1 protein-coding gene is annotated in these 988 nt (G+C 71.6%); it reads left to right on the top strand.

Features of this window, described 5'->3' with window-relative positions; translation table 11 throughout:
- Positions 1-148 precede the first annotated feature (148 nt).
- A complete protein-coding gene (locus ABD990_RS34145; protein WP_345384940.1) occupies positions 149-949 on the top strand; it encodes an HARBI1 family protein in 801 nt (266 codons plus the stop codon).
- Positions 950-988 lie beyond the last annotated feature (39 nt).

The raw sequence follows: 988 nt of genomic DNA, 5'->3' as shown, positions 1-988 counted from the left end.
TGAGCCTTTCCCACTGAGGGCTCGGGGGGACACGCCGGGCGCGGCGAGATGACCGGGAAAGACGCAGGACCTCGGTAGAAGAGCGGTCCGACCAAAGATCGCTTCCACACCGAGGTCCTGCGTGTCTGATCCTGTCAGCTACACCGGCGTGCTTCCGATCCGGGCCTCCACCCTGAGGTTTCTGACCGGGCTGCTGGCCGCCGAACGCACCCGCCGCCGCACCCGCGCCGGGCGCCGCGCCCTCGACCCCGCCGGGCAGGCGGTCCTGGTGCTGCGCTGGTTCTACGAGGCCACCCGCCTCACCCAGCTCGCTCTCGACCACGGCATCGGGCTGTCCACGGCCTACCGCTACCTGCACGAAGCCATCGACGTGCTCGCCGCCGCCGCCCCCGGGCTGCACGAAGTCCTGCACGCCGCCCGCGCGGCCGGGCATACCCATCTGGGCCTGGACGGCACCGTGGTGCGCATCGACCGGGTCCGCCGCCCGGGCCCGAACCCGGGGGTGCATCTGTGGTGGTCGGGCAAACACCATCACCACGGCGGCAACATCCAGGTGCTCACCGCCCCGGACGGCTGGCCGCTGTGGACCTCCCCGGTCCGCCCCGGCCGCGAACGCGACGTCACCTGCGCCCGCGCCCACCACCTGCCGCAACAACTGGCCGCCGGCTGGAACGACCCCACCCACGTGGTGCTCGCCGACCTGGGCTACGAAGGCGAGCCCACCGCGTTCGTGGTGCCGCACAAAAACCACCGCGGCCGCGGCCTGTCCGACGACCAACGCACCCACAACCTGCTGCACGCCGCCACCCGCGCGATCTGCGAACGCGGCAACGCCCTGCTCAAAACCTTCAAAGCCCTGCGCCAGGTCAGCCTCTGCCCCTGGCGCCTGGGCGCGATCACCGCCGCAGCCCTCGTCCTGCTCCACCACGACCACGACCGCAGCACCTAACCCGGCAGCAATCCGAAGATCGCTACCGGGAAAGGCTCA

Origin of the sequence: Pseudonocardia yuanmonensis (assembly GCF_039542425.1) — a bacterium.
GTDB classification, from domain to species: Bacteria; Actinomycetota; Actinomycetes; order Mycobacteriales; family Pseudonocardiaceae; genus Pseudonocardia; species Pseudonocardia yuanmonensis.
This window is presented reverse-complemented; position numbering and strand designations above follow the sequence as displayed.